The organism is Candidatus Hakubella thermalkaliphila (assembly GCF_013281975.1).
GTDB lineage: Bacteria > Actinomycetota > Humimicrobiia > Hakubellales > Hakubellaceae > Hakubella > Hakubella thermalkaliphila.
In genome coordinates, this window is sequence record NZ_BLRZ01000002.1 from 1 (window position 1) to 25,450 (window position 25,450).

At 50.5% G+C, this 25,450-nt stretch carries 24 protein-coding genes and 2 pseudogenes; 25 read left to right on the plus strand and 1 reads right to left on the minus strand.

Annotated features, from left to right (window positions below; translation table 11 throughout):
• A pseudogene (locus HW443_RS00355) lies at nucleotides 1-1,032 on the minus strand (ISAzo13 family transposase); the annotation flags it as partial.
• A gap of 210 nt (nucleotides 1,033-1,242) precedes the next feature.
• Here HW443_RS00355 and HW443_RS00360 point away from each other — a divergent pair.
• From HW443_RS00360 to HW443_RS00480, 25 genes and pseudogenes are all read left to right on the plus strand, one after another.
• A pseudogene (locus HW443_RS00360) lies at nucleotides 1,243-1,772 on the plus strand (LEM-3-like GIY-YIG domain-containing protein); the annotation flags it as partial.
• A gap of 68 nt (nucleotides 1,773-1,840) precedes the next feature.
• Nucleotides 1,841-2,083 (plus strand): DUF5348 domain-containing protein, encoded by a 243-nt coding sequence (locus tag HW443_RS00365; protein ID WP_176237104.1) that lies wholly within the window; start codon nucleotides 1,841-1,843, stop codon nucleotides 2,081-2,083.
• A gap of 246 nt (nucleotides 2,084-2,329) precedes the next feature.
• Nucleotides 2,330-2,551: an addiction module protein gene (locus tag HW443_RS00370; RefSeq protein ID WP_176232901.1), complete on the plus strand. Its 222-nt coding sequence runs from the start codon at nucleotides 2,330-2,332 to the stop codon at nucleotides 2,549-2,551.
• A 439-nt stretch (nucleotides 2,552-2,990) separates the two neighbouring features.
• Nucleotides 2,991-3,176: a hypothetical protein gene (locus HW443_RS00375; protein WP_176226520.1), complete on the plus strand. Its 186-nt coding sequence runs from the start codon at nucleotides 2,991-2,993 to the stop codon at nucleotides 3,174-3,176.
• 231 nt (nucleotides 3,177-3,407) lie between these two features.
• On the plus strand, nucleotides 3,408-4,037 hold the full coding sequence (locus tag HW443_RS00380) for a precorrin-2 dehydrogenase/sirohydrochlorin ferrochelatase family protein (protein WP_258189786.1): 630 nt from the start codon (nucleotides 3,408-3,410) through the stop codon (nucleotides 4,035-4,037).
• On the plus strand, nucleotides 4,028-5,317 hold the full coding sequence (gene hemA, locus HW443_RS00385; protein ID WP_176231803.1) for a glutamyl-tRNA reductase: 1,290 nt from the start codon (nucleotides 4,028-4,030) through the stop codon (nucleotides 5,315-5,317). Before HW443_RS00380 ends, hemA begins: the two co-directional genes overlap by 10 nt.
• A 9-nt stretch (nucleotides 5,318-5,326) precedes the next feature.
• Nucleotides 5,327-6,262: a hydroxymethylbilane synthase gene (gene hemC, locus HW443_RS00390; RefSeq protein ID WP_176231804.1), complete on the plus strand. Its 936-nt coding sequence runs from the start codon at nucleotides 5,327-5,329 to the stop codon at nucleotides 6,260-6,262.
• 72 nt (nucleotides 6,263-6,334) lie between these two features.
• On the plus strand, nucleotides 6,335-7,849 hold the full coding sequence (gene cobA / locus HW443_RS00395; RefSeq protein WP_176235251.1) for a uroporphyrinogen-III C-methyltransferase: 1,515 nt from the start codon (nucleotides 6,335-6,337) through the stop codon (nucleotides 7,847-7,849).
• Nucleotides 7,850-8,057: 208 nt separating this feature from the next.
• Nucleotides 8,058-9,029, plus strand: a complete 972-nt coding sequence (gene hemB, locus HW443_RS00400; RefSeq protein ID WP_176229477.1) for a porphobilinogen synthase — start codon at nucleotides 8,058-8,060, stop codon at nucleotides 9,027-9,029.
• 370 nt (nucleotides 9,030-9,399) lie between these two features.
• The gene (locus HW443_RS00405) at nucleotides 9,400-11,679 is read left to right on the plus strand and encodes a DEAD/DEAH box helicase (protein WP_176231428.1); all 2,280 of its coding nucleotides are present in this window, start codon (nucleotides 9,400-9,402) and stop codon (nucleotides 11,677-11,679) included.
• Nucleotides 11,680-12,831: a hypothetical protein gene (locus HW443_RS00410; RefSeq protein ID WP_176231427.1), complete on the plus strand. Its 1,152-nt coding sequence runs from the start codon at nucleotides 11,680-11,682 to the stop codon at nucleotides 12,829-12,831. It begins immediately after the preceding gene.
• Between the two features lie 424 nt (nucleotides 12,832-13,255).
• Nucleotides 13,256-14,593, plus strand: a complete 1,338-nt coding sequence (locus tag HW443_RS00415) for a C69 family dipeptidase (protein ID WP_176231426.1) — start codon at nucleotides 13,256-13,258, stop codon at nucleotides 14,591-14,593.
• A 242-nt stretch (nucleotides 14,594-14,835) separates the two neighbouring features.
• Nucleotides 14,836-15,945, plus strand: coding sequence for a siroheme decarboxylase subunit beta (ahbB, locus tag HW443_RS00420; RefSeq protein WP_176231826.1), 1,110 nt, complete (start codon nucleotides 14,836-14,838; stop codon nucleotides 15,943-15,945).
• Between the two features lie 38 nt (nucleotides 15,946-15,983).
• Nucleotides 15,984-17,282, plus strand: a complete 1,299-nt coding sequence (hemL, locus tag HW443_RS00425) for a glutamate-1-semialdehyde 2,1-aminomutase (RefSeq protein WP_320411500.1) — start codon at nucleotides 15,984-15,986, stop codon at nucleotides 17,280-17,282.
• A 242-nt stretch (nucleotides 17,283-17,524) separates the two neighbouring features.
• Nucleotides 17,525-19,654: a DNA helicase PcrA gene (gene pcrA / locus HW443_RS00430; protein WP_176235250.1), complete on the plus strand. Its 2,130-nt coding sequence runs from the start codon at nucleotides 17,525-17,527 to the stop codon at nucleotides 19,652-19,654.
• A 366-nt stretch (nucleotides 19,655-20,020) separates the two neighbouring features.
• A complete protein-coding gene (locus tag HW443_RS00435) occupies nucleotides 20,021-21,127 on the plus strand; it encodes an aminopeptidase (RefSeq protein WP_176235249.1) in 1,107 nt (368 codons plus the stop codon).
• Nucleotides 21,128-21,398: 271 nt separating this feature from the next.
• Nucleotides 21,399-21,626: a DUF433 domain-containing protein gene (locus tag HW443_RS00440; protein WP_176226040.1), complete on the plus strand. Its 228-nt coding sequence runs from the start codon at nucleotides 21,399-21,401 to the stop codon at nucleotides 21,624-21,626.
• A gap of 1 nt (nucleotide 21,627) precedes the next feature.
• Nucleotides 21,628-21,987: a DUF5615 family PIN-like protein gene (locus HW443_RS00445; protein ID WP_176226039.1), complete on the plus strand. Its 360-nt coding sequence runs from the start codon at nucleotides 21,628-21,630 to the stop codon at nucleotides 21,985-21,987.
• Between the two features lie 83 nt (nucleotides 21,988-22,070).
• Nucleotides 22,071-22,361: a nucleotidyltransferase family protein gene (locus tag HW443_RS00450; RefSeq protein ID WP_176235248.1), complete on the plus strand. Its 291-nt coding sequence runs from the start codon at nucleotides 22,071-22,073 to the stop codon at nucleotides 22,359-22,361.
• The gene (locus HW443_RS00455) at nucleotides 22,358-22,699 is read left to right on the plus strand and encodes a HepT-like ribonuclease domain-containing protein (RefSeq protein ID WP_176235247.1); all 342 of its coding nucleotides are present in this window, start codon (nucleotides 22,358-22,360) and stop codon (nucleotides 22,697-22,699) included. The genes HW443_RS00450 and HW443_RS00455 overlap by 4 nt, the downstream gene beginning before the upstream one ends.
• A 62-nt stretch (nucleotides 22,700-22,761) precedes the next feature.
• Entirely contained in the window at nucleotides 22,762-23,127 is a 366-nt protein-coding gene (locus HW443_RS00460) for an AlbA family DNA-binding domain-containing protein (RefSeq protein ID WP_176226036.1), read from the plus strand.
• Nucleotides 23,081-23,686 (plus strand): ATP-binding protein, encoded by a 606-nt coding sequence (locus HW443_RS00465; protein WP_176235246.1) that lies wholly within the window; start codon nucleotides 23,081-23,083, stop codon nucleotides 23,684-23,686. The genes HW443_RS00460 and HW443_RS00465 overlap by 47 nt, the downstream gene beginning before the upstream one ends.
• Before the next feature lie 183 nt (nucleotides 23,687-23,869).
• On the plus strand, nucleotides 23,870-24,127 hold the full coding sequence (locus HW443_RS00470; RefSeq protein ID WP_176231270.1) for a hypothetical protein: 258 nt from the start codon (nucleotides 23,870-23,872) through the stop codon (nucleotides 24,125-24,127).
• A 27-nt stretch (nucleotides 24,128-24,154) separates the two neighbouring features.
• Complete coding sequence (locus HW443_RS00475) at nucleotides 24,155-24,793, plus strand: DEAD/DEAH box helicase family protein (RefSeq protein ID WP_176231269.1); 639 nt, start codon at nucleotides 24,155-24,157, stop codon at nucleotides 24,791-24,793.
• A gap of 48 nt (nucleotides 24,794-24,841) precedes the next feature.
• Nucleotides 24,842-25,246: a hypothetical protein gene (locus tag HW443_RS00480; protein ID WP_176231268.1), complete on the plus strand. Its 405-nt coding sequence runs from the start codon at nucleotides 24,842-24,844 to the stop codon at nucleotides 25,244-25,246.
• The last annotated feature ends 204 nt before the right edge of the window (nucleotides 25,247-25,450 follow it).

Genomic DNA, 25,450 nt, shown 5'->3' on the forward strand with positions numbered 1-25,450 from the left:
TGTCTCATAATTGATTAGCGGTTCTCCTTTCCAGTTCATACTGATAAAAGAAAACATTCTGTGTTCTATTTTATTCCATTTGCTTGTTCCTGGCGGATAATGGCAGACGGTAATTGTTAGATTAAATTCACCGGATAGTTTCTGCAAATATAATTTCCATGCCTTTATCCTGCTGCCATTACTTCCGCCGCTATCAGCGCAGATCAGAAGTTTTTTTGCTCCCGGGTATTCCTGCCTCCCCATCAGTTTCCACCATCGTCGGATACTCTCCACGGCGAACTCCGCTGTATCATGTGTTATTCCAACATTTACCATGCCCTTGTTTCTCTATACATCATATGTTCCGTAAGGAATTGCTTTGCCAATACCCAAATTAGGAAAGTCATGTGACAGAACCTCTCTCTTTTTGTCTTTCTTTCTCCAAGCTTGTCCTGCATTTTTGAACTCACCAACATTTTCTTTTTTCTTTGTATCCACTGAAACAACAGGGGCTTTATTTTTAATGAAGTCCTTAACTTGCTCATTAATATACTTGAACTGAGCATCTCTGTCAGGATGTTCTTTCCCCTCTTTTGTTTTTACATTTGCCTGAAGAGAATAACCCATTTCCTTCAACATTCGACAGACACTCATTGCGCTCATGGGGTGCCCAAGGTCGACCATCTCATCTGCAATTTTGCGCGTAGATTTTCCAGTCCACTTCAACAGGCTCATCGGATCCCCTGCTGTATTCTCATCCATAATGTGTGTAAGATCTTTTACAAGCGCTGAATCAAGATTAGTAAGTCTTTTCCTCCCTCCTCCTTCTTTACGGATTTTCCCTTCCGCTATCTTTGATAAATCCTGGCCACTTTTTAATTCCTTCATTCCTTTCAGGATGGTAGGCCGTGATAGCCCCGTTAACTCGGACATTCGCTTTAGCCCACCACGCCCCAGACTTATCGCCTCCTTGGCAACATACCAGCGAGATTGTGCTTCATTCAGAGTTGATAATACTTTCAGCATAACTTCTTCTTTTATCCTTTTCTCCATGCTTTTATTTTAGCATGGCCGGTACAAAAAGTCAACTTTATTTTGTTACAAGCCCTAACAACCGCATCAACCCGATAGGGCGCTTCGCGCCCCGGCGAACGGGTGATCAAATTGGGCGTGGTTTCTGTCTTGAAGTTGGCTTCAGTTCGACCGCCGCGCCGTGCGGGTTATGCGGAGCGTTCGGCGGACAGGAGAGGCATCGGTTTCCAAATGAAGAGGTCACCGAGGGAGTCGTTCCCGACAGACATAGCTCGCAAGCTGAGGTGGTATGTCTACAGACTCATCGATCTGCGAAACGGAGAGACCTTCTATGTCGGGAAGGGCCAGGGCAATCGCGTCTTCTCTCTCATCCGCGCCGAGCAGGGCCTCGACGGCGATGATCTCGACAACAAGATTAAACGCATAAGGAAGATACGCCTTGCCGGTTTCGAGGTCGCTCACGTGATTCATCGGCACGGCATGGACGAGAAGACAGCGTTCGAGGTTGAGGCGGCGCTCATCGACGCGTACCCTGGGCTCACCAATGTTGCGGGCGGGAGGGGTAGGAACGACTACGGCGCGATGCACGCCAAGGGATCATTCGCCGCTACGCTGCCGAACCTGCAGTGTTCCGGCACAAGGTCTTGCTCATCAGCGTCAATAGGAGTGCCGCTGAGACCTCGCTGTACGAGGCCACTCGATACGCGTGGAAGATCAGCCAGTCTAAGGCCAAGCAGGCGGAAGTCATTCTCGCCTCTGTCCTTGTGGCGCGTAAGGATAGCAGGGTCGAAACCGAGCATGGGGAACGGGCCTGGAACGAGGTGCATGAATGATGAGAGAGGGCGTGTTGCGGTATGATGCCGATTTGGATCGATGGTGTTATGATGAAGGGGATGCTCGAGAAAGTCTTTACTGCGGAGAAGTCATTGCCGTCCGAATTACGGATCATTTCCTCTGGGGGCGTGTGGAAATGGATAGGAGAAGAGATTGGTACTGCATCTTCCGGGGTAAGAACGAAACGGTAGTCACCTTGAGGAAGGGAAATTGGTATCCGGCAAGAATGAAAGACTAAAGCGAAATAACTGGCTTGTTCCAAAGCGGACAAGCCCCTTTTTTCTTTATGATTCCGCCAATTTACGTTAGCATAGAGCCGTCAAACAATGCTGGTGTTAACAACCGTTTTAGTCGCCGCAAGTTTAAAGAGCAGTTGTTCAACACCTGATACTCATGAAACCCTCATGTCATAGGTGACGCAAAGGAGCATAAAATTTAAGATGCATTTTCAGAGGAAAATGATTACAAAGAAAGGAGACAAACAGTGCGAGCAAGCGATATCCCTGACATCACTAAATTAAGTACGCCGGAAAAGATCCTATTGGTTGAGGATATTTGGGACAGCATTGTTTCAGATGAGTCTGTCGTCTCAGTTCCCCAGAGCCATATGGAGGAGTTGGACAGAAGGCTAAGAAGATATGAATCTGCGCCTGGAACCCTTTTATCTCTTGAGGAACTTCGGACAAGAATAGAAAGAAGGAAATGACATACATCCTCCGTTTCTTCCCGATGTCGAGGAAGATGCCATCGGTGGATATGTATGGTATGAAGGGAAATCACCGGGGCTCGGGGAGAAATTCCTTCGGATATTTTACGCCTGCGCCAGTGAGATTCCTCGGAATCCACTGCTTTACCCGAAAGTTTATAGCGAATTCCGGCGCCGTCTGCTTAGAAGGTTTCCGTATGCTATTTACTTTACTTAGAAAATGCTTGATATTTTCATAGTTCACGGGTGATGGCCCCATCATGGCAATTATGATAAAAGAAAACCAGGTTGTTGTGATCGGGTTCTTTCATTGTGCACGTGATCCCCGTAGTGTCAGAAAGAAACTCAAAGATCGAGAAAAACCAGAAAGACCCTAACAAGCGCATTAATAATTGCGACCATTTTCCGTTGCATTTAAATTTGAAGGAAGGTATCTAAAATGGCTTCACTCAAAGAGGTAACTATAGAAACTATAAAGCGGTTACCTGATGAGTGTTCACTGGAAGACATAATGCATGAGATAAACTTTGTTGCGTATGTTCTTGAAGGACTTAGAGACGCCGAAGGTGGAAAATTGTTGACTACTGAAGAACTTCTCAACAGAGTTGAACAATGGGCAAAATAAGATGGACAGAAAAGGCGAGTAGTAATTTAAAGACAATTTATGATTATATTGCCAGAGATTCTAAGACCTACGCTTCTTGATTTATAAAATCTCATAATATCAATTTTCATGGTTGTTGGTGACCCGTTAGAGCCATGAATGTTTTCTAAGTAATTGTCATTCGGGGGCCGCACCCTCGAATGATAAAAATGAGGAATCTATTTTTTAACTGACAATTCGGTATCCTGGAGATTGGCCATAGGGTATTATCCTATTAATCTAAACATAACCCATAAGTCCTGCCTGGTCATTGGCGGAGGAAAAGTGGCTCAGCGCAAGGTGGAAGGCCTTGTGGAGAGTCAGGCTTCTGTGACCGTGATCAGCCCCTCCACTACCAGAGCCCTGGATACTCTGGCTGCCCAGGGATTGATCAGGATAATTAGAAGGGAATATCGGCAGGGAGATCTGGAGGGAACCTTCCTGGTCATCTCTGCCACCGATGACGAGGAGATCAACCAGGCCGTCTTTGCCGAGGCTGGCGAGAAGGGCCTTTTGGTCAATGTGGTAGATCAACCCGAGCTTTGTAATTTCATTGTTCCCTCTGTGGTCAGGAGAGGAGATTTGGTAATCAGCATTTCCACCAGTGGCAAGTGTCCAGTTCTGGCCAAGAGGGTCAGAAAGCAGATTGAGAAGCAGTACGGTCCGGAGTATCAGGAGTACTTATTACTTCTGAGCCAGGCCAGGGAAAAGATCAAGGCCAGCTATAAGACGGAACAGGAGCGAGGAAAAGCTCTGGAGAGGGTTATGGACTCGGGTATACTGGAGCTAATCAGGGTGGGAAAGAAAGATCTGGCTGAGGAAACTATTGAGCGATGCATCTAATAATGGTAGGTCTCAATCATAGAACTGCTTCGGTGGAGCTTCGGGAGAAGCTGGCTTTTCCGGAATATGGCCTGGGCCCTGGGCTGGATAAGCTTAGGGAGTACCCCCATATCAGCGAGGGGGTGATTCTGTCCACCTGTAACCGCACCGAGGTCTACTGTGTGGTTGACGATAAGGAGAAAGGCCGACAGGATATCTTGAATTTTCTGGAGTCCACCAGGGAGATCGACCAGGAAGCCTTTATCCCTTATACCTACACTTATGCTTCCAGGGATGTCATCCGCCATCTCTTTCAGGTTGTCTCCAGTCTTGACTCCATGGTGGTGGGAGAACCCCAGATCGCCGGGCAGGTTAAGAATGCCTATCAGGCTGCTCAGGGGAAAGGATGTACCGGACCCATTTTAAACAGGCTGTTCGGTCACGCTCTTTCCGTAGGCAAGAGGGTCAGGACAGAGACAGGTATAGGTTCAAAGGCTGTCTCGGTGAGCTACGTGGCTGTGGAGCTGGCTAAGAAAGTCTTCCCCAGATTGGAAGGATGTAAAGCCTTTTTGGTTGGTGCTGGGGAGATGGGAGAGCTGACAGCCAGGCATCTGTTGGACAATGGAGTTCGAGAGGTGCTGGTAGCCAGCAGGTCCCTGGAAAGAGCAGAGAGACTGGCCGTCAGATTCGGAGGTCAGGCTGTTCCCTTCATGGATAGCATCAGGTACATGGCTGATGTAGATATCGTCATAACCTCCAGCGCGGCCCCTCACCATCTCATTACCGAGAGAGATGTCCTTGCGGTGATGGGTTTGCGAGGCGGCAGGCCCCTCTTTCTCATCGATATCGCTTTTCCTCGTAATATAGATCCTCAGGTGGGCAAAATTGAGAATGTGTTTCTTTACAACATCGATGACCTTAAATCCATAGCTGACTCCCATCTGGAGGATAGGAACAAGGAGGCTACTCGGGCCAAGAATACCATCATAGAGACCGAGGCCGAGGAGATGGCCAGTTGGCTTTACTCTCTGGAGGCTGTTCCCACCATAAAGCTTCTTCGGCAGGAAGTGGAAAAGATCAGAGATCAGAAGACCCGCAAGGCCCTGGCCAGGCTGAAAGACCTTTCCGATGAGGATAAAGATCAAATAGTGGCCCTGACCAGGCTCATCACCAATGCTATTCTCCATAAGCCCATCACTACTCTCAAAGAGAGTGCCAATCGCAAGAATGGTTATATGTATCTCCAGGCCCTTCGCCACCTTTTTGGATTGGATGACTATTCTGACAGGAAAATGAAGTGAGGTTCACAGTTGAACAGAGCCAGGATTGCAATTGGCACTCGACGCAGCAGACTTGCTCTATGGCAGGCGGAGAAAGTATCTGACCAAATACAAGCCCAACACCCTGAGCTGGAGATATCTCTCCAAAAAATCTTCACCAGGGGCGACCGGATTCTGGACTCACCCCTCTCCCGCATCGGGGGCAAGGGTCTTTTCGTGAAAGAGATAGAAAAAGCTCTGATAGAAGAGGAAGTGGATCTGGCGGTCCACAGCATGAAGGACCTGCCCACGGAACTGCCCCCAGGATTGGTATTAGCAGGAGTGCTGAAGCGGGACGATCCCCGAGATGCTCTGGTGTCCAGAGAGGGTGAGGGCTTGTCCGAACTCAAAAAAGGCGCTAAGCTGGGTACAAGCAGCCTTCGAAGGAAGGCCCAGTTGCTTCATTTTCGTCCTGATCTCCAAATTGTGGACATCAGAGGCAATGTGGAGACCAGGATCAGGAAGATGAAAGAGCAGGGTTATGATGGGGTGGTGCTGGCCTGCGCTGCTCTTAAGAGGTTAGGCATGCACCATATATCCTTTCACCCCATTCCTCTTCAGATATGCCTCCCGGCCGCAGGCCAGGGAGCCATCGTGCTCGAAGCAAGAGAGGGGGATCTCTTCATAGGAGAGATAGCTCGGGAGATAAATGACCTGGACACTTTGCGATGCGTGCAGGCGGAGAGGTCTCTCTTGAGATATTTAGAGGGCGGCTGTCAGGTTCCCATTGGTGTACATGCTCAGATTATGGAAGGAAAACTCATCCTGACCGCCATGGTGGCGGATCTGGAAGGTAAGAACTTGATCAGGGAAAGAATCGCAGGGAATCCCTCGGATCCAGAAGAAGCCGGCCAAAGGCTGGCTCTTAAGCTTTTGGATCAGGGCGCCAGGGAAATTTTGAGAGAGATTAGAAGTATTTCTAGCTAATTTATCATGATGGTGTCATCACCGGCAAACCGTGGGAATATCAAGTATTTTCTAGCTGAAGTGGATGGATAGATGAGCGGTAAAGTGTATCTGGTCGGGGCAGGTCCCGGGGACGAAGGATTGATGACCCTGAGGGGTCTACAATGTCTGAAGGAAGCCGATGTCATTGTCTATGACCGGCTGGCCAGTGAAAGACCTTTGGATGTGACCAGGAAGGGGGCAGAGAAAATATATGCGGGCAAATTCGCCTCCCACCATACTTTGAAGCAAGAGGAAATAAACGTCCTTCTGGCGCAAAAGGCTCAGGAGGGAAAGGTTGTGGTTCGCCTCAAGGGAGGCGATCCCTTTATCTTTGGAAGAGGGGGGGAGGAGGCCGAGTACCTGGCTGATCAGGGTATTGATTTCGAGGTGGTGCCGGGAGTATCCTCAGCCTACGCTGTACCCGCCTATGCTGGCATCCCGGTGACTCAGCGGGGGCATACCTCCACCGTAGCCTTCATAACTGGCCACGAAGATGATACCAAAGATGACTCGGACATAGACTGGGCCCATATTTCCACAGGAGTGGGAACTCTGGTCTTCCTGATGGGTGTGAGAAATCTGGAGTTAATTGTCAAGAATCTGATAGAGTACGGCCGTCCCCCAGAGACACCCGTTGCCGTTATCCGCTGGGGCACCACACCTCAGCAACAAACTATAGTCGGCACTCTGGCGGACATTGTAGACAAAGTTCGGGAGGCAGCCCTGACTCCCCCGGCCATAACGGTGGTAGGAGAGGTGGTCCGGCTGAGGGAGAAGCTCAACTGGTTCGAGAAAAAACCTCTCTTCGGGAAGACCATCCTGGTGACCAGGGCCAGGCCTCAGGCCAGCCAACTGGTGGAAAAACTTTCCCAACGGGGGGCTCAGGTTATCGAGTTCCCCACTATCAAGATAGTTCCTCCTTCTAGCTTTGGGGAGATGGATCAGGCCATCCAGGATATGGCCCGCTATGACTGGGTTATCTTTAGCAGTGTTAATGGAGTAGAGTCCTTCTTTCAGAGATTAAGAGAGTTGGGTCGGGATGTCAGAGAGCTGAAAGGCATAAAAATTGCAGTTGTTGGGCCTAAAACCAGAGAAAAAATTGAGGACATGGGCATCAAAGTTGACCTCATGCCTCAGGAGTACCGGGCTGAACAGATCCTCTCGGAGCTGGAGAAGTACGGGATAGAAGGGAAGAGATTTTTGATCCCTAGAGCTAAAATGGCCAGGGATCTGGTTCCCGTTGAGCTCGCCGGCCGGGGGGCAGAGGTAGATGTGGTCACGGCTTATGAGACAGTGATGGATGATACGCCAGCGCAAGAGGTGGTAGAATTGCTCCAGGAAGGGAAGGTGGACATAGTGACCTTCACCAGCTCCTCTACGGTCAAGAATTTTGTCCATAAGCTGAGGGGATTTGACCTTACTCAGTTCCTGAATAAGGTCAGGATTGTCTGCATCGGTCCCATCACCGCCCAGACCGCCCAGGGGCTTGGACTTAGCGTGCATAAGACCGCTGAGGTCTATACTATAGAAGGATTGATAGAAGCAATAGTACAGTTGGTTAGCTAGAAAATAGTCCATATTTTCATGGTTCGCGGGAGATGCTTGCATCATGGCAAATTAGCCAGAAAATAGGTTCCCATTTTCATCATTCGCGGGTGCGGGCCCCGAAGGACAAGTTACTTCGGAAGCATAGTTCCAGGATTTCTATTTGCTTCCGCGAAGTCCATAGGCCAGTTTTCAGTTGAAGCGTATCCCCCGGAACGGAGGGTTAGCTATGTTCTATCCTAAATATCGTCTTCGACGACTCAGGAGAACCGAGAATCTTAGACGGCTGATTCGGGAGACCCAGTTGTCTGTGGACCATCTTATCTACCCTCTTTTTGTTGTGCCCGGAAAAGATCGCAGGGAGGAGATCTCCACCATGCCGGGATGCTATCGATTTTCTCTGGATAAACTGAGGTCTGAGATCAAGGAGATAGAGGACCTGGGCATCCCAGCCGTCCTATTTTTTGGCATTCCTTCCCAGAAAGATGAGGTGGGCTCAGAGGCTTATGCGGACAAGGGAATAATTCAGGAAGCCATCCGGGCTACCAAAGAGGTCTCTTCAGATCTGATAGTCATAACCGACGTGTGTCTGTGTGAATACACTTCCCATGGTCACTGCGGGATCCCGAAAAACGGGGAGATCGATAACGACTCTACCCTGGAGATCCTGAGCTCCGTGGCCCTTTCTCAGGTCAGGGCTGGGGCAGATATGGTGGCTCCTTCGGACATGATGGACGGGAGAGTGGCAGCTATTCGGGAACGTCTGGATGAAGAGGGATATTCCCATATCCCCATTATGTCCTACGCGGCCAAATACTGTTCCGGTTTCTACGGGCCCTTCCGGGAAGCAGCTGAGTCGGCTCCCAGGTTTGGAGACCGAAGATCTCACCAGATGGATCCCCCTAATTCCGATGAAGCTATGAGAGAGATAGCTCAGGACATTGAGGAGGGAGCGGACATCGTCATGGTCAAGCCGGCTCTGGCCTACCTGGATATCATCTACCGGGCCAAGAGTGAGTTCGGCTATCCTCTTGCTGCTTATAACGTAAGCGGTGAGTATTCTATGATCAAGGCGGCTGCGGCGAAGAACTGGATTGATGAAAAGAGAATTGTTCTTGAGATTCTTACCAGCATCAAAAGGGCAGGCGCTGACATGATCCTGACCTATTTTGCCAGGGATGTGGCCAGGTGGCTGGCGTGAGAGGATTCCAAAATACAGAAAGCAGCCTCTTCCAACCTTTTGCGCTGCTCAGGTCGTTGTACCTACCTGGCCTGCGGCTCCGTGGATACCCGCTTGCTGCGGTCGAGCTCGGGGGGGGCCACAAACTTGCTCCAGGTCGTTACGCACGCTTCTACAATACATAGAATTCAGGGATATGCTTCCCAAGTCCAAGGTGGGGAAGCTCCTCAGGCGTGAGATGAGGGCGGAGGAGAGGAAACTGCACGAGAAAGACTAAAAAGGGAACGAGGGTGAGAGGCAGAAGCCAGGGAGTTGCTCTGGCGCTAAATAATGCATAAACTGATAAACGAAGAATCCCGATCGCCGGCTCGTTGAACATTACAGGAGGCTTATGTCACGCATACAGGATAACCCCATTGTCACTTATGAGCGCTGCTTACGTAAGGGGGACTGCAAAAAGGCCGCCCGCATACTCGAATACCTGATCAGTCAATATCCGAAGGATATTGAACTGCTCCAAGAGATAATCAATCTTGCGGTGTACCTTTCCTGGCAACCGGAATTGGCCCGGAAATGGCTGTTGCGGCTTATCCACCTGCGGCAGGTGTGGCTTGATTATGCCCTTCTCAGTAAGATAGAGGCCCATTTGGACAATCTGACCCGGGCCAGGGAATTCCTGAGCATGGCAAGGAGTCTGCAAAAGCAGCAACCGGGCATCCGGCCGGAGGATGCCAGCCCTGCCGAGATACTCAGGGAAGTGGATGATGTCATTAAATACAGGGAGTGGCAGAGGACACAGCAGGAATTAGAAGTAGAAACAGCAGGAAAGGAGGGGGCTGCCGGGCGGAGGGAGATAAAATCGCGTAAGACCGTCTCTTTGCCGAAGCCGGTTCAGGGAAATAAAAAAGCCCTCAAGCACCCCCGGAAGCCTGAGGTCGTCCCCTCGCCTACCCCCATCCTGATTGACACACCCACTTACAAGATCCCCGTCCGGGTCGAGCCCTTGCCAGAGGATATTATGGCATCCCTATTCACAGCCGCGGCAACCTCCCTTGACGAACTCTGCCTGCGCATAGATTATCAAATCCTGGCGATCCGGGGCGGATTCGATGAACTTCTCTGTCTTACTGCCATAAACAATGTGGACCGCTACTGGTACCAGATCGAAACGGTGAAGAAGGTGCTCAAGCGTTTCCACGGACGGGCCCTCCTGTGTGACGAGGTCGGCCTGGGAAAGACCATTGAAGCCGGGATGCTGATCAAGGAATACCTCCTCCGGAGCATGGTGAGGAACATCCTCATCCTCACTCCGGCGCCCCTGGTCTCGCAGTGGCAGGAAGAGATGGAGGTGAAATTCGGCATCCCCTTTATCTCCACGGATTCTCCGGATTTCTCAAGGGACCCTGTGGCCTTCTGGAAACAACCCTTCCTTATTGCCTCCCTGGCAATGGCTAAGAGCGAACGGAACCTGCCCCTCGTTCTCCAGCAGTTCTACGACCTGGTCGTGGTCGACGAAGCTCACCACCTGCGGAACAAGACTACCAAGGCGTGGAAGCTGATCAACCAGCTCCAGAAGAAGTTCATTTTTCTCCTGACGGCGACCCCTGTCCAGAATAACCTGATCGAGCTCTTCAACCTGATTACCCTCCTCAAACCGGGACAGTTCAAGACCGAGAAGGTCTTCCGGCAGGAGTACGTGGCCAAGGGGAATCTGAAAAAACCGGCCCACCGGGAAAAACTCCATGAACTGCTGCGGGAGGTGATGATCCGCAACACCCGCAGCGCCATTGATCTAAAACTTCCCAAGCGCTTTGCCACCACCATGCGCCTTTCGCCTTCCGCCCTGGAGGAAAGGATCTACGAGAGTGTCGGCGCCCGTCTGAAGTCGATGAACCTGAAGAAACCCCTGGTAAACATGCTGCTCAGAGAGGCGGGAAGCAGCCCCTTTGCCCTGCGGGAGAGCCTCCTTAAGTTAAAAGGAGGGAACGGTCTCGGCGATCTTATCGCCATGATCGACCAGTTGGAGGAGATCAGCAAAGGGAAGGCCCTCCTGGATATTCTGAAGAAAAACCAGGCGGAGAAGAAAATCATTTTCACCCAGTTTCTCAAGAGCATGGACTATGTTACGACTCTTCTGGAGAGGAACGGGATTTCTTTTACAACCTTCTGCGGCAATATGACGGTGCGGGAAAAAGATGAGGCCATCAGACGCTTCAAGGCCGACATCCCCGTCCTTGTCTCTACCGAATCGGGCGGAGAAGGGCGGAACCTCCAGTTCTGCAACACCATAATCAACTTCGATCTGCCCTGGAATCCTATGCGCATCGAGCAGCGGATCGGACGCCTCCACCGGATCGGCCAAACCCGGGATGTTTTTATCTTCAACCTCTCCGTTCGGGGCACTATCGAGGATTACATCATAGAAATACTGGACAGCAAGATCAACATGTTTGAGATGGTCATCGGCGAGATCGAACCTATCCTGGGACATCTGGAAGAGGAGACGGACTTTGACGATCTCATTATGGACATCTGGATGAAAAGTGCGGACCAGGAGAGCATGAGAGACCATTTCGAGAAGCTGGGAGAAGAGCTGGCGGCGGCGAAAAAACGGTATATCGAGACGCGGAATCTCGATCAGGAGATATTTGGGGAAGACTATGAGATTTAAGTGGCGCTTATCATGAGATCTCTTCCGGAGGTCATTGCCGGTATCCTGGAGTTACATGGGGCAGTGGTGGAAAAAGTGGGAGCCGACGGCCTGGATGTAATTGCCTCTCCGGAACTCGTCCGTCTCCTGGGTGTTCCCGAATACCACCGGCTGTCCTTTGTCGGAGGAAACGAGGGGAAGAATTCTCTCTACGCCTCCTACGACTCGGACTATTTCCGCTCCCTGGAACACCTTTTTAACGATCGGGGACGAAGGGCGGCAGTCGCGCTTTTGCACCCGACAGTCCGTCCCGAAAGGATCGCTGAAACACTGGCTGACCGCATTCCCCTGACCAATGCTACCTTCCGCCTGGAGAGGATTGAGGAGCTGGCCATTTCCTATTTTCTGATCTATTTCCACTTCGTCGCCCTGTCGGACGATCGGCACGACGGGATGTTTTCCGTTCTAGTCAACCCCCTTAACTTCTCGACAGCCCTCCTGGAACATGTCCTGGAGGATCTGGTCGAAAAAATCAGGCCGGCGGCTGTGGTTGAGGAAATATCCGCGGCAGAGATGATGAAGATACTCAAAATAAGCCATATGGCGGCAACAGGCATGGTCAGAGACAGATTGACGGACTTTATCCGTAGCGCAGAGAGGCGCCTCAACCGGGATGTGAAAAGGGTGTACGAGTATTACGAGACCCTGAAAGAGGAGATCCGCCGGCGCTTCCAGAAGAAGATGCCTCAGGGGAAAGAGGTGTCAAGCCCCCCTGAAAGCGCCAACCGGGAAGAGATGGAAGCCCTGCGTACCAGACAGGAGGCCATCGATGCGGAGCGCCAGTGGAAGGTACAGGACCTGATTGCCAAATATGCCCTGAGGATAAAAATCGATCCGCTTTGCGTCATTCAGATACAGACGGCGGTCCCTGTTTTCTTCATTACCATCAAGCGGCGCCTGTCTTCCAGACCCTTTACCGTGACCTACAACCCCCTCCTGAAAAGGGTAGATGCCCTGCCTTGCGAATCCTGCTTTCACCCCTCAGGGGCTTACACCATTTGCGACGACAAGCTCCACATCGTCTGCAACAGGTGTATCGGAGCTAATTCAACATCCAGAAAATTCCTCTGCCCGGTCTGTGGCGCAAACAGGGGAGCGAAAGACAAAGTCTAGGGGGAGATAAACGCCTTATCGCTTATAATCCTGATCGGGGGACATCCATTTAATCTAGTCCCGGCAAAGATTCATACCTTTTCACGATCACTGCAATGGCAATGGCTTGAGCGCTATGCCCGAGGGTGGTGGAGAGAACCGCTGCCACGAGCAGGATGACAATCATAAGGGCAGCCCGTCTAATCAAACGGTGATACACGAGAGAACCGCTGCCACGAGCAGGATGACAATCATCACGTTTTTTAAACTGTAGAAAAAGGATCGCCTCGGGTGAAAAGAGGCTTTCCCGATGTCGTAATCCTGAAAGAAAAGCAGAATTTGTGCCCCCGAATAATCCGAAACGGGCAATTCTGCCCGAAGAGGTCATTGTCGGTTTGCCACACTGCCCGGAATATATAGTCCCTGGGGCTGCAGGAGTGAAAAGATGTGCGATACTGTAGTCGTTTTAGGTAACGCCACCGCTGATGGTGCGACGATCCTGGGCAAGAACTCGGATCGGGAGCCGAACGAGGCTCATCACCTGCTGCGTATCCCCGGGGCCGTCCACGAGCCCGGCAGTCGAGTCAAGTGTACCTACATCGAGATTCCCCAGGTGGAGCGAACCTATGCCGTGCTGCTCGCCAGGCCATTTTGGATTTGGGGCGCGGAGATGGGCGCCAACGAGCAGGGCGTCGTCATCGGGAATGAAGCCGTATTCACCAAGGTTCCCTACGAAAAAGGATCGGGCCTTATCGGTATGGATCTGCTCCGCCTGGCCCTGGAGCGAGCCAGAACCGCCCGGGAGGCGCTGGATGTGATCACCCATCTCCTGACCGAATACGGTCAGGGCGGCAACTGCGGCTTTCGACACGCCACCTACTATCACAACAGTTTCCTCATCGCCGACCCGCAGTCAGCTTGGGTGTTGGAAACGGCGGGGAGACAATGGGCTGCCCTGCAAGTCAGGGACATTCGCTCCATCTCAAATGGGATCACCATCGGAAATCAGTGGGATATGGCCTCGCCGGATCTGGTTAAGTACGCCCTTGACCGGGGCTGGTGCAAAAGACGCGACGATTTCCACTTTGGTCGCTGCTACTCAGATTTTCTCTTCACTCGCTTCAGCAGGTCGAGTGAGCGCCAGTGCCGCACAGAATGGCTGCTGGCAGCTGAGCGCGGCAGGATCACTGTAGAGACCGTCATGAGCGTCTTGCGTGATCATGGCCCCCAGGCCGATTCCGATTGGTCTCCCGCGTCAGGCATCACCAGTTTCAACATATGCGCTCACGCGGGCTTTGGTCCCATCCGCGCCACCCAGACGACTGGGTCAATGGTCTCGCACCTGACACCTGCGGCGCAGACGCATTACGTTACCGGCACCGCGGCCCCCTGTACCAGCCTCTTCAAACCCGTCTGGTTGGACACCGATTTACCCGACACGGGCGCGACGCCTTCAGGCATCTATGACAAAGCAGCGCTCTATTGGCGCCATGAGGCGCTGCATCGAGCCACGTTGCGCGACTATGCCACCTGCGTTGATCTGTATCAGGCAGAGCGCGCTGCCCTGGAGAGGCAATTTATTAAAGGCGCGGAGGCTTGTTGCAACCTGCCGGCGACACAGCGGGCTCTCTATTCGGCGCGATGTTTCCGCGAAGCGGACGAGGCCGAAGCCGTTTGGCTCAAAAGGATCAAGACTCAGAATGTCGCTCCAAAACAGGGCTGGCTGTACTCGGCTGCCTGGCGCGCCTTTAATCGTGAAGCTCAAATGCCAATAATCGGCTAAAAGACTGAGTGATCGGGGTCAGGTCTAACGGGTTGGGGCGTGTTAATGTCGATGGTGTCGTAGAATCCATTGTTTTAATTATCCAGATTTGAGTCGATTTGCCGCCAGATTTAGATTCGGAGGATGGGCCAAATGCGGAAATTGGGCCCTTTTGCAGGAACGCCAATGATGCTAATATATAAATCGCAAGGGTTGAGCAGTACTACAAAAAAATCCGAAAATTCTCTACTTCTGGTAGCTTAATGGTTGCAAAAATCCTTAACCTGATCCAGAATAGCTTCCCTATCCAGGAGAGGCCTTTTGCTGTCCTGGCAGACAAAACTGGTCTTTCGGAAGGCGAAGCCATCCATCGGATTAAAGAGCTGAAAAAGAGGGGCATAATTAGAAGGATAGGGGCTATCTTTGACTCCCGCAGTTTGGGCTATAGTAGCACTTTAGTGGCCATGCGAGTCCCTTCCCCAAGAGTAGAAGAGGTAGCCAGGCTGGTCAGCCGCTACCCTAACGTGACTCATAATTATGAGCGGGATGGAGAATATAATCTATGGTTCACTCTCATAGCCGAATCTGAGGAAAGGATTCGGCAAATTAGGGGGGAGATCGTCGGGGCCAGTGGCATTCAGGATATCTTGAACCTTCCAGCGAAAAATATCTTTAAAATACAAGTGAACTTCTCCTTCGAGGAAGCAGGATCAAGAGAATTTCAGGAAGTCCGGGACACAGAGTGGCAAACAGAGGGGAGAATAGCTAGCTCTAAGACGAAAGACCAGGCTGTTATAGAGGATAGTATTTTGTCCCCTGGGGAAGAGACACGAGAGCCTTTTCGTGAAGCAAAGTCAGGTAACAGAAAGGCCTTAGACGAGACAGAGGCGAGAGACCAGTTCTCTTATACTCAACAGGAGATCAATCTCATTCGTTGGCTGCAGGGTGATCTGAGCATTGAAAAAAGGCCGTTTGGGAAGATAGCTGAAAAAGTTGGTGTAGGTGAGGAGACTGTTCTGGATATGATCCGCAAGATGACAGAGAGGGGCATTATCCGGCGCTTTGGAGCGGTGTTGAACCATCAGGAAGCTGGCTATAAACACAACGCTATGGGGGTGTGGCAAGTTGCAGCGAGGGTACAGGAGGTTGGAGCGGTCATGGCTTCCTTTCCCCAGGTAAGCCACTGCTACGAGCGCCCCTCATCGCCTCAGTGGCCCTATAATCTCTACACCATGATCCACGGACACAGCAAAGAAGAATGCACCGCCATTGCTGAGCGCATTTCCACGGCTACCGGAGTTGTCAACTACAAACTTCTCTTTAGTATAAGGGAGTTTAAGAAAACAAGTATGGAATATTTCAATGATCTGTAATCGCCTGACTGTCCGAAAATTGGTAGGAATTTTGGAGCATGATGAACGGGATGAGGTTTCAGAATTCTAAGCAATTATACCAGAAAGCCTGTCAGCACATTCCTGGCGGCGTCAACAGTCCGGTTCGGGCTTTTAAATCGGTGGGCATGAAGCCCCTCTTCATCTCCCGCGGTCAGGGTTCCCGGATCTATGATGTGGATGGTAACCAGTACATAGACTATGTTTGCTCCTGGGGACCTCTGATTTTGGGTCATGCTCATCCCCAAGTGGTGCAGGCCCTTAAAAAGGTAGTCGAAAACGGGACCAGCTTTGGTGCTCCTACCGAGCTGGAAGTCCGGCTGGCGGAAAAAATTAGGGCAGCTTATCCTTCTGTGGAGCTGGTGCGCATGGTCAATTCGGGTACCGAAGCCACCATGAGCGCCATCAGATTGGCCAGAGGCTATACCCGAAGGCCCAAAGTGGTCAAGTTCGAGGGCTGTTATCACGGCCACGTGGACAGTCTCCTGGTCAGGGCTGGATCAGGTGTCACTACTTTAGGACTTCCCGATAGCCCGGGCGTCACAGAGGGAGCTAGCAGCGACACCATAGTTCTTCCCTACAACGACATCGAGCTGGTGGTGGAAACCATTGAAAGAGAACACGACCAGATTGCCTGTGTGATAGTGGAACCCGTGGCCGGCAATATGGGAGTGGTTCTTCCCCGGGAAGGTTTTCTGGAGACTCTTCGAGAGATGACTCATCTCTACGACATAGTTCTAATTTTTGATGAGGTAATGACTGGCTTTCGGGTGGCCTATGGAGGAGCTCAGCAGCTCTACGGGGTCAAGGCCGACCTGACCTGTCTGGGGAAGATAATCGGAGGGGGTCTTCCGGTGGGAGCCTTTGGAGGCAAAAAGGAGATTATGGAGCAAGTTGCCCCTCTTGGGCCTGTTTATCAGGCGGGAACTCTCTCCGGAAATCCGGTGGCTATGACTGCAGGGCTGGTAACTTTGGAAATTCTAGAGGACCCTGCGGTATACCAGGAGCTGGAGCAAAAGACCCGACTTCTCTGCCGTGGCTTGAGAGAAGGGGCTGCTGAGGCGGGCATTGCGGTCTTTCAGACCCAGGCCGGCTCTATGGGTTGTCTTTTCTTTACTGAAGAGGAGGTTTACGATTACAGCACGGCCAAGACCTCCGATACCAAGAGATACGCTCAATTTTTCCAAGGGATGCTATCAAGAGGAATCTATCTGGCCCCCTCCCAATTTGAGGCCTGCTTTATCTCCCTCGCCCATAGCGAAGAGGATATCTTGCGCACGACTGAGGCGGGGAGAGAAGTTTTCAAAGAATTAGAGTAGCGACTGTCTTTTGAGATATGGAAGAGGAATTTACTGAAGAAGAGTGGGAAAAGCTCCATAAGCTAGCCAAAGAAAAGGGAAAGACCTATCCCAGGGCCGGCCCGACCAAAGAACACCTCGGAATGTCTCGCCCCCAATGACCAAACGGGCTATACTTATTACCAATAAATATCTCTGAACAGCCATGACTGAGGCTGTATACCTCAAACGCACTTCCTGTGGGAAACCTGGCAGGAGAAAAGATGGGTCTTTTAGACGACCTGAATCCTTCTCAGAAAGAAGCAGTCCTTCATGAGGGCGGCCCTTTGTTGATCCTGGCCGGTGCCGGCAGCGGAAAGACCAGGGTCCTGACCTACCGCATTGCTTACCTCATCGACGAAAGGGGCGTCTCTCCCTACGATATCCTGGCCATTACCTTCACCAACAAGGCCGCTGGAGAGATGAAGGAAAGGGTCAGGCAGTTGGTAGGAGAGGTGGCCCGGGACATGTGGGTCAGCACTTTTCATTCAGCTTGTGTGAGGATCCTGCGCCGGGAGATCGGCCGTCTGGGTATGGATAGATCCTTTGCCATCTATGATGAGGACGATCAGCTCCGGCTGATCATCGACTGCCTCAAGACCCTCAATCTGGACATCAAAAGACATTCCCCTCGGGCCATCCACGCTGCTATCAGTAGTGCCAAGTGTGAGCTGGTGGATGCCGAATCCTTTGCCAGAAGGGTCATGAATTACTTTGAGAAGGTGACCGCCGAGGTCTATCAGATCTATCAGAATGGACTTTATAAGGCCAATGCTCTCGATTTTGATGATCTGATCATGACCGCGGTTACTATCTTCCAGCTTTTCCCATCTGTCTCAGAAAAGTACCAGGAGAAGTTCAAGCATCTTCTTGTGGATGAATATCAGGACACTAATCGAGCTCAGTACGAGCTGGTCAGGCTCCTCTCGCAGAAGCATCGCAATTTGTGTGTGGTGGGAGATGATGATCAGAGTATCTATAGTTGGCGAGGAGCGGATCTCCGCAATATTCTGGAATTTGAGGAGGAGTTTCCAGAAGCCAGGACAATCAAGCTGGAGCGGAACTACCGCTCCACCAGGATGATTCTGGATACAGCCAACTCGGTAATCCGGAATAATAGAGGAAGGAAGGAAAAAGTTCTATGGACCGATCGAGGTCAGGGAGATCCCATCTTTTGGTTTAAGGCAGACAATGAGCATGAGGAGGCTCTCTTTGCCGCCCGGGAGATAAGAAGGCTCATGGGCGAAGAGGTGAGGTTCCGCTATAGAGACTTCGCCATCTTTTACCGTACTAATGCTCAGTCCAGAGTCTTCGAGGACATATTTCTCCAGCAGAAGATCCCCTATCGCATCATCGGAGGCCTCAGGTTCTACGAGCGCAAGGAAATTAAGGACATCATCGCCTATATGAGGGTTATTGCCAATCGCCAGGATATGGTCAGCCTGAAGAGGATTATAAACACCCCCAGCAGAGGTATCGGCAAAGGTTCCCTGGAGGCTGTGGAAGCTTTCGCTGCCAGGAATAAAATAAGCTTCTCCCAAGCCCTCTACAGAGCCCGGGAGATTGGAAGGCTGGCCTCAAAGGCCCAGGAAAGGCTTTTGGGCTTTGTCTCTCTGATAGAGGAGTTCAGGGAGGAAGCCCTCAGGGTGGAGTTGGATGAGCTGGTGGAGAAGATCTGGGACCGGACAGGATACTTGAAGGAACTGGAAGAAGAGGGTACCCGAGAGGCCCGGGGGAGGATCGAGAACCTGAAAGAGCTCCTCACAGTAATCCGGGAGTTCACGTCCATCTCTCCGGGCAGCGAGCTGGATGATTTTCTGATGGAAGTATCTCTGGTCTCGGACATCGATAGTTATGATGAAGAAGAGGATGCCGTGGTTCTGATGACCCTTCATAATGCCAAAGGACTGGAGTTTCCGGTAGTGTTTATGGCTGGTATGGAAGAAGGGATCTTTCCCCATTCTATGAGTATGGATACCCAGGAGGAGCTGGAGGAGGAACGGAGGCTCTGCTATGTGGGTATAACCAGGGCTAAAGAGAGACTCTATCTCCTCAACTCCTGGTCCCGGAATCTCTACGGCGGTGCAAACTACTACTCCGATTCCCGATTTCTGAAGGAAATTTCTGATAATTTCATTAAGATAGTAGATAAGCGGGACATGTTAGAGGAAGTGCCAGAGTTCAGATCGGAAGAATATAGGATTGGGGAAAAGGTGAAACATCGCGACTGGGGCATCGGAGAAATTTTAGATATCAGGAAATCCCACAATGACGTACTCCTGGATATCCTCTTTGAAGAGGTAGGCCTGAAGACCCTGTTACTCTCTCTGGCCCCCATCAAGAAGTTGCGGTAAGGGAAAGTGACTACTCCCCCGACTCAAGTCGGGGGCTTCTACGGTCTTGCAACCGAGACATTGTAGCCCCAATGTCACTATTTTGCCTGGAATATTTTACGCTGACAAGGACTTCTGCCAGCAACCGCCTATATTCCGTTGTCAAAGTACTGGGGCAAGTGTAGCAGATATCAGGCGCTAAAGCAATAGGGCCATTCATCCCCTGATTAAAATCAGGGGCTTTCTGGCTGAGGGTCGTAAACTCATGGGGTACTCTATTGCTGCTCCTATGGTGAAAATCCGAATGATCCCTACGGTGGCCTGAGATGCTGAAGTGGCCGACCGATGAGAACGTTGCCCACAAACCTTGGTCAGGAGAAAAAAAAGATGGATGTAGATTATGAGGAGATTGCCTATAAGATTGTCCATATGTGTGCTCGCATCCGGGAAGATGAGACGGTTACCATAATGGGACGGGAGGATAACCTATTCTATTGCGAGTTAATAGCCCTGGCCTGTTCGAAGTTGGGAGCTCTTCCCCATGTTGCTGTGCGCAGTGACACCTATGCTCTGCGCCGGGCTACCGAGACCTCTCTGGAATATCTTCGAAAGACTCCCCGGCACATCAAAGCCCTTATCCAAAATAGCGATGTGATCATCACAGTCTCTTTTCTATTTAAGGATCCGGCTCTATCCAGCCGAATTCCTGAGGAGCGCTACAGTGCAGAAAGGTCCGGCAATAAACCCATCAAGGATATTATCTTTGATGGCCACAGGAGGTGGGTGGGTACGGACTTCCCCACCCCGGAGCAGGCCGCTTCTTACGGAGTGGATTTTGAGTACTATCACGACACTTTCTGGCAGGCCATGAATGTAGATTATCCTGCTCTGGCTTCCCGGGCTGAGGATTTGGCAGTTGTACTCCGGGGCGCCAAAGTGGTACGGATATTTTCGCCCAAAGGTACTAACCTCAGCCTGAGCATTGAGGGCCGGAGGATTAACAAGGATGACGGAGTCATCGACGAAGAAGATGTGAAGAGAGGTGATCCCTATCTTAATCTCCCCTCGGGAGAGGTCTGTATGGCACCTTTGGAGACCAGTGCCAACGGAAAAGTCGTCTTCGACATCGGCTTCTGGCAGGGCCAGAAGATCAAGGATCTGGAAGTAGAATTCAAAGATGGGCGGGTCACCCCCCTCGGAGCCAGGGAGGGCCTGGACATCTTTGTCAAAGTATTGGAAACCTCTGAGGGAGATAAGGACAGAATAGGCGAATTAGGGATCGGCCTCAACCCGGCCGTTAAGGAAGCCATAGGCGATACCCTTCTGGACGAAAAGATTATCGGCACTATCCACCTGGCCATCGGAGAGAATCGCAATGAGGGAGGAATTAATAACTCTACTCTTCACTGGGATCTCCTGGTGGAAAAAGCCACTGTGGAGGTAGACGGGAGGGTGATTATGAGGGAAGGAAAGTTTTCATTAGATATTGTGTAAAGCGAACAAAGACTTTGTACGGAGCGTCCCAAGGGAAGAGTTCTAACCTGGAGAAACAGAAGTCTGCAGGAATCGCCTGCGGTCTATAAGATCGAGTTTAGAGCAAAGGGCCAGGCCTCGGAGTCCGTGGAAGCCGTAAAGGTCTCGGTCGAGGTTACAGCGGCCTGGCTGGGTAAGGGGCTTCTTTGCATGCACCAGGGTTTCGTCTTATAATTATATCAATCTCGCTCCCGAGCAGCTTGTAGCCTGTTTCTAAGTAGGAGGTACGGTGATGCTGGAAAGGATTTCCATTGACCCGGAAATTTGTCACGGGAAGGCCTGCATCAAGGGTACCCGTGTGCCTGTACACTTGATCTTGGAAATGCTAGCCGCCGGGGACTCTTTTGCCGACATTCTGGAGTCCTATCCTTTTCTCACAGAGGACGACATTCGAGCGGCTATCGCCTATGCTTCACTCCTTGCTACAGAAGAAATCCGAACGATCCCTACGGTGGCCTGAGATGCTGAAGTGGCTGACCGATGAGAACGTCCCCCGTCCGATCGTTCAGCTGCTACGTGACCAGGGATATGATGTCAAAGACGTCCATGAAAGTGGTCTAGCTGGATGTAAGGACCCATCTGTGATCAGCCTGGCGAGACAGGAGGGTCGAATCCTCGTGACCGCCGATAAGGACTTTTCTAATCTCCTTCTTTATCCGTTGGGCAGTCACGCTGGCATCGTTGTGTTGAAAATGGAACGTCCTACGGGTCGCGGCTTAACCGCCCTGTTCCACCTCTTCCTCGATTCGCCCGCCCTTGCCGAGGTATCTTCTGCGCTGGTCATAGTGCAACGGGGCAAAGTGCGGATAAGGAAGCCCTGATTGTGCTTGATGATCGGTCCTCTCAAAATTGGAAAAGGTTATGAGAACCCACAGGAGGGCGTACTGATTAAGCAGGATGAGGTATGAAGAAAGAAGAAATCATAAAAATCTTGAAAGAAGTGCATAATGAGGTCAAGCAGAGGTATAAGGCCCGCGTGAAGGGAATCTTCGGCTCTTTTGTGAGAGGAGAAGAGGGTGCTAAAAGCGATGTCGATGTTCTGGTGGAGTTTGAAGAAGGAGCAAATCTTCTTCATCTTGTTGGGCTCTCTCTATTTCTTGAAGAAAAGCTTCATCTTCCTGTGGATGTAGTTCCCCATGACTCCATCAGAGAAGAGATAAGAAAGTATGTCTTAAGGGAGGCGATTTACTTATGAGAAACCACAGGCTCTATGTGAAAGACATTTTTCAAGCTATGGAATCGATAGAGAAATTTGTAGAAGGCATGGAATTTGAGGACTTTAAAAGGGATGACAAAACATTAAGTGCCGTGATAAGGAAGTTTGAAATCATTGGAGAGGCTACCAAAAATCTCCCAGATACAATAAAAGAGAAGTATACAATGGTTCCGTGGAAAGAAATGGCGGGAATGAGAGATAGGTTAATCCACTTCTACTTTGGCATAAAACACGACCTTGTATGGCGGACCATAAAAGATGTTATTCCACAAGTAAAACCTTTGATGCGTAAAATTTTAGAGGAGTTTGAAAAGTGAGGTGCTTGCGGCATTCACGAGATAGATCGTGAAGGACTGGAAAGACGAGGCAGAGGAGCAAAATGAATCAAGACGAAATTATGAAAATCATAAACTCCGGAGAATCAGAAACTGTAGAGTTCAAGACATCCTTTGACAAGGAGGTCGCTGAAACATCAGGAGCATTTGCGAATACAAAAGGTGGAGTCCTTCTTATTGGGGCTTCTGATAGAGGTGAGATTAAAGGCATTCGAATCGGAAAAGAAACCCTAAAAGACTGGACAAATCAGATTTCTCAGGGCACAGAGCCGCGTGTCATTCCCGAAATTGAACTTAGCGAAATAGATGGAAAAAGTGTCGCCATCATCCGCATTAAAGAGTTCCCTATTAAACCTGTATCTTATGACTGGAAGGCCTGCAAGGGAGCAAATCTGGGATTATCCGCTTGAGGCGTTGAGAGAGGCCCTTATCAACGCAGTCTGTCATCGGGACTATACGATCCCCTCAAATACTGATGTCAGAATATACGATGATAGATTGATTGTTTGGAGTCCGGGTGGTCTGCCTTTTGGCATTACTATGGAAGACCTTTACAAGCCTCACTCCTCAGTGCTTCGGAACAAGGGAATAGGTGGAATTTTCTACGACATGGGATGGATTGAGCAGTGGGGAAGCGGGATAGACAAGATGCGGAACACATGCACGAAAGCAGGAATTCCTGAGCCACAGTTTGAAGAGTATCAGGGGTTCAGAGTAATCTTCAGGAAAGATGTTTACACAGAAGAATACCTGCGGGATCTTGGCTTAAATGAACGGCAAATAAAGGCAGCGATGTATGTAAAGGAGAAGGGGAAGATTACAAACAAGGAATATCAGGAACTAACGGGGGTTTCCCGGCAAATGGCAACAATTGAACTTGCAGATATGGTAGAGAAACAAATATTGGTACGTGTGGGAATTGTAGGTAAGGGCACGGCGTATCATTTGACTAAAATGACTAATAAATGACTAATAAATGACTAATGGGTTAAATATGTGCTTGTCAATGGAACTTTAAGAGACTCACAGATGATGAAAAATGACCAATGAAAGCGTGGCAATTATTGGGCAATTACTTGGCTCCACACGGAGCGGTCAGGAAAAGTGAAGTTCGCACATATAAAAGAAAGACGGAATTGAGAGGTCCAGATAATGGCCTTGAGCGAAGCAGACACCAGGGCAAAACTCATTGACCCCGCTCTTCATCACCGCGGCTGGATAGAGGATCTTATTCGCCGTGAGGAGACAGACCGTGGGATTGATATTATAGGTGGGAAACCACGACGAAGAGAGCGAGGGAGGACAGATTACCTCCTGCGGGTTCGGGTTAACATCAGCACCCAGCCTGTTGCTCTCGCTTTGATTGAGGTGAAGCGGAACGATGAACCACCCGATAAGGGCCTTGAGTAAGCGAAGAAATATGCTCATTTGAACCACGTGCCCTTTGTCTATTCTTCCAACGGACATCTCTTTGTAGAATACGACCACTTTACAGGAAAAACCTCTGAGCCTCGCTCTCTCAAAGAATTTCCAACTCCTGAAGAACTACAAGAACGCTATGAGAAAGAGGTCGGATTTTCATTACAGAGTGAAGCTGCCAAACCGCTTCTGGTCCCGTATCCAGGCGGAGAGGCAAACCGACGCTATTATCAAGATGCTGCCATTCGTGCAGCATTAGAGGAAATCGCTAAAGGTGAAAAACGGCTACTTCTCTTCCTGGCTACAGGCTCAGGAAAGACCTTTATCTTTTGCATCCGTGATACCCATGCGGATGCCGTTGCCATTGGGATGAACAATCTCTATGCCGACTGGTGTGTCGAAAACGGACAACAACGCCTCGAGCCTTATGCCTTCAAATGCACTGCCGCTGTGGGAGGAAGCCAGTATATTGCAGATTTACGAGGTTCAGAGCGCAGCCACTTTATCGCAACTACTGTTGATTTGATAACTACTGGTGTGGATGTTCCTATCTTGCGTAACGTCGTCTTCTTCAAATATGTCTGTTCTTTTATTGCATTTCAGAAAGAATATCTAAGATGTAATCACGACATGGATACACTCCCCCTCGCCCCTTGAGGGAGATAGCCTTAAAACAGAAACGGCCACTCAAAGCCGGCGTGAGGGGTGAAAAAGGTAATCATGTTTGAGACTCCTGACGATATTTACAGGTCATATCAAAAATTCCTTCGGAAGAAGGAATATCAGCGGGCATACCGGTGCCTGGAGAGGCTTCTCAAAGAGTTTCCCGATGATGCTCAGCTTTTGGAAGACATGGTTGGCCTCACCATCATCTTCTGGAAGAAACTGGATACCGGCAAGCCGTCGCTGATTAGACTGGCGAAAATTCGTTCATACTGGCTCGACTACATGCTGCTTAGTAAGGTGGAGGCAGAGTTGGGAAACATTGCAAAAGCGAAAGAGTACTTGAAAAAATCTAAAGAGCTTCAGAAAGTGCAGTCCCATATCCGGGCCGAACGTAGGCCTGGGCAAGCATTCGCCGATCTTGAAGGCTTCATCCGGTACAAGTAAAGCGAAGCGATAGACAAGCGTATCGTTCAGAGCCTGGCGATAAGAGTTCCGCCCGAGAAAAAAGGGCGGATAAATAAAGCGCAGTATAAAAGCCCGCAGACAGCGCGTACGAAAACAGCTGAGGTTCAGTTCGTTGAAAAGAGCGAGCAAAAAGCCACCGCCCCAGCCCCGGCAACGGTCGTCCCGATCCCCACCTACCGCGTC

Coding starts and splice junctions, on each gene's coding strand:
- HW443_RS00365 (WP_176237104.1), top strand. CDS start 1,841: ATGATGAGAGAGGGCGTGTTGCGGTATGATGCCGATTTGGATCGATGG.
- HW443_RS00375 (WP_176226520.1), top strand. CDS start 2,991: ATGGCTTCACTCAAAGAGGTAACTATAGAAACTATAAAGCGGTTACCT.
- HW443_RS00440 (WP_176226040.1), top strand. CDS start 21,399: ATGCTGGAAAGGATTTCCATTGACCCGGAAATTTGTCACGGGAAGGCC.
- HW443_RS00460 (WP_176226036.1), top strand. CDS start 22,762: ATGAATCAAGACGAAATTATGAAAATCATAAACTCCGGAGAATCAGAA.
- hemL (WP_320411500.1), top strand. CDS start 15,984: ATGATGAACGGGATGAGGTTTCAGAATTCTAAGCAATTATACCAGAAA.
- HW443_RS00455 (WP_176235247.1), top strand. CDS start 22,358: ATGAGAAACCACAGGCTCTATGTGAAAGACATTTTTCAAGCTATGGAA.
- ahbB (WP_176231826.1), top strand. CDS start 14,836: ATGGTTGCAAAAATCCTTAACCTGATCCAGAATAGCTTCCCTATCCAG.
- HW443_RS00445 (WP_176226039.1), top strand. CDS start 21,628: ATGCTGAAGTGGCTGACCGATGAGAACGTCCCCCGTCCGATCGTTCAG.
- pcrA (WP_176235250.1), top strand. CDS start 17,525: ATGGGTCTTTTAGACGACCTGAATCCTTCTCAGAAAGAAGCAGTCCTT.
- HW443_RS00405 (WP_176231428.1), top strand. CDS start 9,400: ATGTCACGCATACAGGATAACCCCATTGTCACTTATGAGCGCTGCTTA.
- HW443_RS00470 (WP_176231270.1), top strand. CDS start 23,870: ATGGCCTTGAGCGAAGCAGACACCAGGGCAAAACTCATTGACCCCGCT.
- HW443_RS00415 (WP_176231426.1), top strand. CDS start 13,256: ATGTGCGATACTGTAGTCGTTTTAGGTAACGCCACCGCTGATGGTGCG.
- cobA (WP_176235251.1), top strand. CDS start 6,335: ATGAGCGGTAAAGTGTATCTGGTCGGGGCAGGTCCCGGGGACGAAGGA.
- HW443_RS00450 (WP_176235248.1), top strand. CDS start 22,071: ATGAAGAAAGAAGAAATCATAAAAATCTTGAAAGAAGTGCATAATGAG.
- HW443_RS00435 (WP_176235249.1), top strand. CDS start 20,021: ATGGATGTAGATTATGAGGAGATTGCCTATAAGATTGTCCATATGTGT.
- hemA (WP_176231803.1), top strand. CDS start 4,028: ATGCATCTAATAATGGTAGGTCTCAATCATAGAACTGCTTCGGTGGAG.
- HW443_RS00465 (WP_176235246.1), top strand. CDS start 23,081: ATGACTGGAAGGCCTGCAAGGGAGCAAATCTGGGATTATCCGCTTGAG.
- hemB (WP_176229477.1), top strand. CDS start 8,058: ATGTTCTATCCTAAATATCGTCTTCGACGACTCAGGAGAACCGAGAAT.